Below are 7,075 nucleotides of genomic sequence, written 5' to 3'. Positions count from 1 at the left end.
ATCGGGGCCGGGGGGCGCGGGCCGGCGGGACCGGGGGCGGCCGGGCCCCCGCCACGGCCGCCGCCGGGTCCGTCCGGGTCGCCGTCCCCGCCGCCGACCGCTCGCTGCACCCCGAATCCGGCCGCCGCGAGCAGCAGGACGGCGACGAGGAGCAGGACTCCGCGGGCCCGGGCGGAGAGCCCGGCAGGTCGAATCGGCACGGCCGCTCCCGGTGTCGTCACGCACTCCACCGGCCCTTGTTCACGGCCGGTTCACCGGAATGGTCTCAACCAATGGCTCACTTGTCCCGCACTTTGTACGAATTCGCTTCGCAGTGGGCCGGGGCGGGTCGCGGTCGGACGCGGTGGAGCGCGGTGGCACCGCGGAGGACGGCACCGGAACGGCCGAGGCGGCTCAGGCGAAGACCACCGAGCGGACCAGCAGCCGGTCACCGGCGTGCCCGCCCGGCCGCAGCGCGTAGTACGTGTCGCCCTCGCAGCCGAATTCGAGGAAGGCGGTGGCCGTCGACCCCGTCAGGTTCCGCGGCGCGTACGCCGGCTGCTCGGCGGTGGCCCCCGGGAGGTCGATGCACTCGCGGCTCCGCGGCTCGACCAGTGACCCGGTGGACCCCGTCCCGTACTTGTAGCGGAACTCGTCCCCGGCGGCGGCGTTGGCCGGGACGGGGACGGCGAGGACGAGCGCGATCGCACTGGTGGCGGCGAGCAGGGCGTTGCGGAGACGCATGACGGGTGGCCCTTTCAGGCGGTACTCGGTGGTACCTGGTGAATTGATGCGAGATCACCCTAGAGGCCCAAAAATCGATGAAACGATTCTGCTAATCCACTCTTTCAGGTGGTTTGGTCATGTTTCCCGCGACTTTTCCCGCACGTACTTTTCCGCGCACGCCCCCTCCCGCACCGACCGCCCCCGCCGACCGACCAGGCCCGGCCATCACCACCGGCCACCACCACCGGCCACCGTCCGCCGTCCCGGCGGCCCGGTCACCGCGCCCCGGCAGCCCCTTCACCCCGCCGCCCGTTCACCCCACCGGCGCGGTGAAGTAGTAGCCGGAGTCGATCAGCACCGGCAGATAGGCCTTCAGCGCCGCCACCGTCTGCGACCGGTCGCCGCCGCCGTCGTGGTTGAGCACGATCGCCCCCGGCCGGACGTCCTTGAGGATCCGGTCGGTGATCACGCCCGTCCCGGGGCGGGCCCAGTCCCGGGGGTCGACCGACCAGGCCATCGGCCGCATGCCCAGTTCGGAACTGACCCGCAGGGCCGTGGAGGACCAGTCGCCACCGGGCGCCCGGAACCAGGTCGGCACCTTGCCCGTGGCGCTGTGCAGCAGGTCGGAGGTGCGTTCGAGCTCCTCGCGGACCTTGCTCTCGGAGAGTCGGCGCAGGTCGGGGTGGGTCCAGGTGTGGTTGGCGATGTGGTGGCCGCGGGCGGCGATCTCGCGGACCAGATCGGGGTGCTGGACGGCGTTCTCGCCGATCAGGAAGAAGGTGGCCCGGATCCCGTACTGCTCCAGCAGCGCCAGGACGGTCGGGGTGTGCCGGGGGTCGGGGCCGTCGTCGATGGTGAGCGCCACCACCTGTCGCGCCGCGTCCAGCTCGTAGACCGGCCGGCCGTCGGCAGCGGTCGGCGCCTTGGCCGGGGCGGAGGCGGGCGCCGAGGCGGGAGCCGAATCGGGCGCGGGGGCGGAGGCCGCACCGGTGGGCACCGGGGTCGGGGTCGACGCGGGGCCCGGCTCCGGACCCGGCGTCGGAACCGGGCCGGAGCCCGGGCCGGGGCTCCCGGCGGGCGAGGCCGCGGGCACCGCGTCAGGCGCCGGGGCACCCCCCTCACCGGTCCCACCGGCCTCCCCGGCCGCCCTCGCCGCCAGGCCGGCGGCCTCGACCACCTCCGACGCCCGGCCGCAGCCGGCGAGTCCGAGCAGCGACATCCCCGCCGCGACCAGCAACAATCTGCGCGAAGTAATCTGACGATCAGACAGCATGGCGAATCTCTCCCCCGTTCATCGGACCGCCTCCCAGCGGCCACTCCGACAGGCTCGATCACCACCCCAACGGCCCATGTCACGGCCTGTTCGCCGACCTCGCGGCCGGAGCCCCGACCGGCCCGCTACTCTGACCACTTCCAGTGTGATGATCTGTCTTCAGAGGACGTGGGCATGACGACGAGTCAGGATTCCGCCGACCGGGCCGGCAACGACGACGCCGAGCTCAGCCAGTGGGAGAAGTACGGGGTGGACACCAGCACCCCGCACTCCGCCCGGGTGTACGACTACTGGCTGGGCGGGAAGACCAACTTCCCGCCGGACCGCGCGATGGCCCAGGCCATCGAGAAGGCCGTGCCGAGCATCAAGGCGATGGCCAAGGAGAACCGCGGTTTCCAGGGCCGCGCCGTGCGCCACCTCGCCGAGCGGTACGGCATCCGCCAGTTCCTCGACCTCGGCACCGGCATCCCCACCTCGCCGAACACCCACGAGATCGCCGAATCGGCCAGCCCCGGCACCCGGGTCGTCTACGTGGACAACGATCCGATCGTGCTGGCCCACGCCCGTGCGCTGATGGTCTCCACCCCGGCCAGCCGCACCACCTACATCCACGCCGACCTGGGCAAGCCCGGCGAGCTGCTGGCCGACCCGGCGCTCACCTCGACGCTGGACCTCACCCAGCCGGTCGGCCTGCTGATGATCGCCGTGCTGATGCTGATCGCCGACGAGGACGACCCGTGGGGCAAGGTCGCCGCCCTGCGCGACGCGCTCCCGTCCGGCAGCTACCTGGCGCTCACCCACCCCACCCAGGACTTCAACGAGGAGGCCGTCGCCCAGGTGACCGCCTCGGCCCGCGCTGCCGGGATGACGCTGGTGCCGCGCAGCAAGGAGGAGGTCGGCCGCTTCTTCGAGGGCTGGGAGCTGATCGAGCCCGGTGTCGCCCCGGTCATGGCCTGGCACCCGGACGGCGAGCAGCCGGCCGACCCGTACGCGGCGTACTACTGGGGCGGCGTCGCCCGCAAGCCCTGACCGACCCGCGAGCCCCGACCCGCAGGCCGTGGCCACGGCCGCGACCCATCAGGACGGCCCGGCCCGGGACGACCCCGGCGGCCCCGCCCACCCGCACCGGGCGGGGCCGCCCGGCACCCCTGCCGACGGGCGCCGGGCACCGGGGCCGCCGCAGGCAAGGGCCGACAGGTCACCCACCGGCGTCCGACGGCCCGCGTCACTTCAGCAGCCGGGAGAGCCGCCGGTCCGCCAGCGGCCTGCCGCCGGTCTGGCAGGTCGGGCAGTACTGCAGCGAGGAGTCCGCGAAGGACACCTCCCGCACGGTGTCCCCGCAGACCGGACAGGGCTGCCCGGTCCGGCCGTGCACCCGCATGCCCACCTTCTTCTCCGCCTTCAGCTCCCCCGCCGCCAGCCCCCGCGAGCGCTCCACCGCCTCCCGCAGCGTCGTGCCGAGCGCCTCGTACAGCCGGTCCGTCTCCTCCTCCGAGAGGTCGGCCGCCAACTTGTACGGGGACATCCGCGCCGCGTGCAGCACCTCGTCCGAGTAGGCGTTGCCGACGCCCGCGAGCACGCTCTGGTCCCGCAGCACACCCTTGATCCGGCGCCGCTCCCCGCTCAGCAGCGCGCGGAAGCGCTCCGGGCCGAAGCCGGGGCCGAGCGGGTCCGGGCCGAGCCGGGCCACCCCCGGCACCTCCGCCGGGTCACGCACCAGGTACACCGCGAGCCCCTTCCGGCTGCCCGCCTCGGTGAGGTCGAACCCGTCCCCGTCCGGGCCCTCCAGCCGGACCCGCAGCGCGAGCGGGTTGCGCGGGCCCGGCCGCGGCGGCGCCGCCGGCAGGCCCGGCTGCCAGCGCAGCCACCCCGCCCTGGCCAGGTGGATCACCAGGTGCAGCCCGCCGGCCTCGATGTCGAGGAACTTGCCGTGCCGCACGACGGGGCCCACCGTCCGGCCCACCAGGTCGGTCACCGGCGGGTCGTGGGTCTTCAGGGCGCTGATCGCCACCGGCAGGACCGCGGCGATCACCCGCCCGGTCAGCCGTTCGGACAGGTAGGCGGTCAGCGCCTCGACCTCGGGCAGTTCCGGCATGCACCCAGTCTCGCGCAGCCGCCCGCGCCGCGCCCGCCGCCCGGCGCGGGGCCCCGACCCTGGCCGGCCCGCTCCGGCTTTGCCCTCCCCCGCCGCCCGGCGCAGGCTTGAGGGTGGCCCGCGCACCCGCCGGAGGAGGTCCCGCCCGCCATGAGCACGCTTGAGGAACAGATCGACATCGACGCCCCGGTGCTGGCCGCCTGGGAGCAGCTGCACCGGATCCACGAGTACCCGCGCTTCGTCGACGGCGTCCGCAGCGCCCAGCCGCACGGCCGTAACCTCGCCCACCTCGGGGTGGAGATCGCCGGCAGCGAGCAGGACGTCGAGACCGAGATCACCGACCGGGGCCGGGGCCGGGTGATGGCCTGGCGCACCCTGGACGGCCCTCCGCTGCACGGCGCGGTCGCGCTCCGCCCGCTCGACGGCACGCACACCCGGGTGCAGGTCCGCATCGAGTACGACCCGGGGACCCTGCACGAGGCGCTCGGCGGACCGCGCGGGTTCGCGCTCGCCGGAGCGGTCGAGCGCACCGTCCGCACCGACCTGGAACTGTTCCGCGACCTGGTGGAGGCCCGGACCGCGGCCGCCGCGCGACCCCCGGAGCCGGTCGTCGAGGCCCCCGGAACCGTCACCGTAAACGGCATATAAGTGCAGCTCAGAGCCGGTCGTGAGGATCTTCACAGCAATCCGCGGAACCACTCGTTCGGCTTCGAACCTGTGGCACACTCGGGTCCCATGAGCACTGCCCCGGCCACCAGGACGCTGCGCGCGGCGATTTTCGCCGCGGTGCTCGTGCTGCTCGCCGGGCTCGGCCAGGTACTGGTCACCGGCCGCCCGCTGGCCGCCGGCACCCTGGCCGTGGCCGGCGCCGTCGTCTTCGCGGTGGCCTACGCCCTCGCCGGGCGCGAGCGCGGCTACCGGACGGTCGCGGCGGTCTTCCTGCCGCTGGAACTGGGCCTGAGCGCCCTGTTCGACGTCGCCCAGTCGACCTGCCCCTCGCTGCCGCCCGGCGCCGCCCGCGGCCTCGAACCGCTGCTCTGCGGCGGCGGCTCGCTCGGCGGCATCCTGCTCGGCCACGGCCTCGACCGGCCCGCCGCGCTCGGCGTCCTGCTGGTCCTGCACTCCGCGCTCGCCCTCGCCGCCGCCGCCTGGCTGCGCGGCGCCGACGCGGCGCTGCGCTCGGTGGCCCGCTCGGCGCGGATCCTCGGCGACTTCGCCCGCCGCCTCCCGGCCGCGGCCGTCCGCCGCCTGCTGCTCCTGCTCGTCGCCCCGGTCCCGGCCCGCCCGGTGGTCCGGGTGCCGTTCCCGCGCGCCAGCCGCGTCCGGGTGCCCGCCGAGTCCGTCGTGCTCCGCCCGGCCGTCCGGCGCGGACCGCCGGTCCCCGCGCACGCCCGCTGAGCGACCCCGCGCCCGTCCGGGCCCGCCGGTCCCCGGCCGGCCGTGCCGCCCCCGCGACCGCACGCCGACATCGAGCACCAGGACGACACCCACCATGAGCACCTCCCCCAAGAAGACCTCCGCCGGCGACCGGAAGGCCGCCCGCCGGGCCGCCACGGAGCGGATGCGCGAGCAGCGCGAGCGCGCCGAGCGCTCCGCCCGGATCCGCCGCCGCACCGTGGTCGGCGCCGCCTCCGCCGTCGTGCTCGCCCTCGCGGCGGGCGTGGCGTTCGCCGTCGGCGGCTCCTCCGGCTCCGGGGACGCCGCGGCCGACGGCCCGCTCGTCGTGCCGGCCAACGCCGGCGGCGCGGACGGCACCGTGATCACCTACGGCAAGGCCGACGCCCCGCACACCCTGGAGGTCTACGAGGACTTCCGCTGCCCGTTCTGCGAGCAGCTGGAGACCACCACCGGGCCGACCGTCCAGCAGCTCGCCGACGCGGGCAGCTACAAGATCGAGTACCGGATGGCGACCTTCCTCGACCAGGGCCTCGGCGGCAAGGGCTCGCGCACCGCGCTGGCCGCCGCCGGCGCGGCGCTGAACGAGGGCGTCGACAAGTTCAAGCAGTTCCACGACGTGCTCTACGCCAACCAGCCGGACGAGCGCGAGGACGCCTTCGCCGACGTCAACCACCTGCTCGACCTGGCCGACAAGGTGCCCGGCCTGAAGACCGACGGCTTCGTCAAGGCCGTCCGGGAGGGCACCTACCTGCCGTGGGCCAACCAGGTGAACAAGGCCTTCGACAAGAGCGGCGTCACCGGGACCCCGACCGTCCGCCTGGACGGCCAGAAGCTCGACGTGTTCGCCGGCGGCTCGGCCGTCTCGCCCGAGCGGTTCACCGCCATGGTCGAGCAGGTCACCGGATGACCGACCGCACGGACGCCACCCCGGTCCCCGCCGGCGCCCCCTCCCGGGGCCGCACGTACGGCGCGAGCCGCCCGTTCGCCCTGCTGCTGGTGATCGGCGGCGCCCTGGGCCTGTTCGCCTCGGCCGTCCTCACGCTGGACAAGATCCGGCTGCTGGAGGACCCGTCGTACGTCCCGAACTGCAACATCAACCCGATCATCAGCTGCGGCTCGATCATGCGCAGCGACCAGGCAGAGGCCTTCGGCTTCCCGAACTCGCTGATCGGCCTGGCCGCCTTCGCGGTGGTGATCGCGGTCGGCGCCGGCCTGCTGGCCGGCGGGGCCCACCGGCGCTGGTTCTGGCTGGGCCTGCAGGCCGGCACGGTGTTCGGGATCGGCTTCGTGACCTGGCTGATGTACCAGGCGCTGTACCGGATCGGCGCGCTCTGCCCGTACTGCATGGTGGTGTGGGCCGCGGTGATCCCGCTGTTCTGGTACACCACCCTGCACAACCTGCGCTCGGGCGTCATCCCGGTCCCGCGCGCCCTGCGCCCGGCGGTCCGCGAGGCCGCCCGCTACCACTGGGTGGTCCCGGCGCTCTGGTACGCGGTGATCGCCCTGCTGATCCTCAACAGGTTCTGGTACTACTGGTTGACCCTGGTCTGATCCCCCGCTCCTTCGCCGCCGCCCCCTCGCCGCCGGACCCGCACGGGTCCGGC

9 protein-coding genes are annotated in these 7,075 nt (G+C 74.6%); 5 read left to right on the top strand and 4 right to left on the bottom strand.

The genetic code is table 11. The annotated features are described in order from the left end of the window. The 3 genes from ACFCX4_RS33230 to ACFCX4_RS33220 all read right to left on the bottom strand — a co-directional run. On the bottom strand, window positions 1-200 hold a 200-nt coding region (locus ACFCX4_RS33230; RefSeq protein WP_376150667.1), incomplete at its 3' end, for a hypothetical protein. Between the two features lie 193 nt (window positions 201-393). After that, window positions 394-723 (bottom strand): hypothetical protein, encoded by a 330-nt coding sequence (locus tag ACFCX4_RS33225; RefSeq protein WP_376150665.1) that lies wholly within the window; start codon window positions 721-723, stop codon window positions 394-396. Between the two features lie 295 nt (window positions 724-1,018). Further along, window positions 1,019-1,702 carry a polysaccharide deacetylase family protein gene (locus ACFCX4_RS33220; RefSeq protein WP_376150663.1) on the bottom strand — a complete coding sequence of 228 codons (684 nt, stop codon included), beginning with the start codon at window positions 1,700-1,702 and terminating at the stop codon, window positions 1,019-1,021. 450 nt (window positions 1,703-2,152) lie between these two features. Between ACFCX4_RS33220 and ACFCX4_RS33215 the strand changes: the two genes are divergently transcribed. Next, a complete protein-coding gene (locus ACFCX4_RS33215; protein WP_376150661.1) occupies window positions 2,153-3,007 on the top strand; it encodes an SAM-dependent methyltransferase in 855 nt (284 codons plus the stop codon). Between the two features lie 196 nt (window positions 3,008-3,203). Here ACFCX4_RS33215 and ACFCX4_RS33210 read toward each other — a convergent pair whose 3' ends face one another. Beyond that, window positions 3,204-4,073 (bottom strand): Fpg/Nei family DNA glycosylase, encoded by an 870-nt coding sequence (locus tag ACFCX4_RS33210; protein ID WP_376150659.1) that lies wholly within the window; start codon window positions 4,071-4,073, stop codon window positions 3,204-3,206. A gap of 150 nt (window positions 4,074-4,223) precedes the next feature. Here ACFCX4_RS33210 and ACFCX4_RS33205 point away from each other — a divergent pair, with 150 nt between their 5' ends. The 4 genes from ACFCX4_RS33205 (at window position 4,224) to ACFCX4_RS33190 (ending at window position 7,022) form a co-directional block, all read left to right on the top strand. Beyond that, the gene (locus ACFCX4_RS33205) at window positions 4,224-4,721 is read left to right on the top strand and encodes an SRPBCC family protein (RefSeq protein WP_376150657.1); all 498 of its coding nucleotides are present in this window, start codon (window positions 4,224-4,226) and stop codon (window positions 4,719-4,721) included. An 87-nt stretch (window positions 4,722-4,808) separates the two neighbouring features. Next, window positions 4,809-5,471, top strand: a complete 663-nt coding sequence (locus tag ACFCX4_RS33200; protein WP_376150655.1) for a hypothetical protein — start codon at window positions 4,809-4,811, stop codon at window positions 5,469-5,471. A 94-nt stretch (window positions 5,472-5,565) separates the two neighbouring features. Then, window positions 5,566-6,378: a DsbA family protein gene (locus ACFCX4_RS33195; RefSeq protein WP_376150653.1), complete on the top strand. Its 813-nt coding sequence runs from the start codon at window positions 5,566-5,568 to the stop codon at window positions 6,376-6,378. Further along, window positions 6,375-7,022, top strand: coding sequence for a vitamin K epoxide reductase family protein (locus tag ACFCX4_RS33190; protein WP_376150651.1), 648 nt, complete (start codon window positions 6,375-6,377; stop codon window positions 7,020-7,022). The genes ACFCX4_RS33195 and ACFCX4_RS33190 overlap by 4 nt, the downstream gene beginning before the upstream one ends. The last annotated feature ends 53 nt before the right edge of the window (window positions 7,023-7,075 follow it).

This window comes from Kitasatospora sp. NPDC056327 (assembly GCF_042261735.1).
In the GTDB taxonomy this organism is placed as follows: Bacteria; Actinomycetota; Actinomycetes; order Streptomycetales; family Streptomycetaceae; genus Kitasatospora.
The sequence above is the reverse complement of the archived record's forward strand: the minus strand, read 5'-3'. Positions and strand labels throughout refer to the sequence as shown.

What these genes read in the sequence shown, in the direction of transcription:
- ACFCX4_RS33225 (WP_376150665.1), bottom strand. Translation starts at nt 723, where the DNA reads ATGCGTCTCCGCAACGCCCTGCTCGCCGCCACCAGTGCGATCGCGCTC.
- ACFCX4_RS33215 (WP_376150661.1), top strand. Translation starts at nt 2,153, where the DNA reads ATGACGACGAGTCAGGATTCCGCCGACCGGGCCGGCAACGACGACGCC.
- ACFCX4_RS33210 (WP_376150659.1), bottom strand. Translation starts at nt 4,073, where the DNA reads ATGCCGGAACTGCCCGAGGTCGAGGCGCTGACCGCCTACCTGTCCGAA.
- ACFCX4_RS33205 (WP_376150657.1), top strand. Translation starts at nt 4,224, where the DNA reads ATGAGCACGCTTGAGGAACAGATCGACATCGACGCCCCGGTGCTGGCC.
- ACFCX4_RS33200 (WP_376150655.1), top strand. Translation starts at nt 4,809, where the DNA reads ATGAGCACTGCCCCGGCCACCAGGACGCTGCGCGCGGCGATTTTCGCC.
- ACFCX4_RS33195 (WP_376150653.1), top strand. Translation starts at nt 5,566, where the DNA reads ATGAGCACCTCCCCCAAGAAGACCTCCGCCGGCGACCGGAAGGCCGCC.
- ACFCX4_RS33190 (WP_376150651.1), top strand. Translation starts at nt 6,375, where the DNA reads ATGACCGACCGCACGGACGCCACCCCGGTCCCCGCCGGCGCCCCCTCC.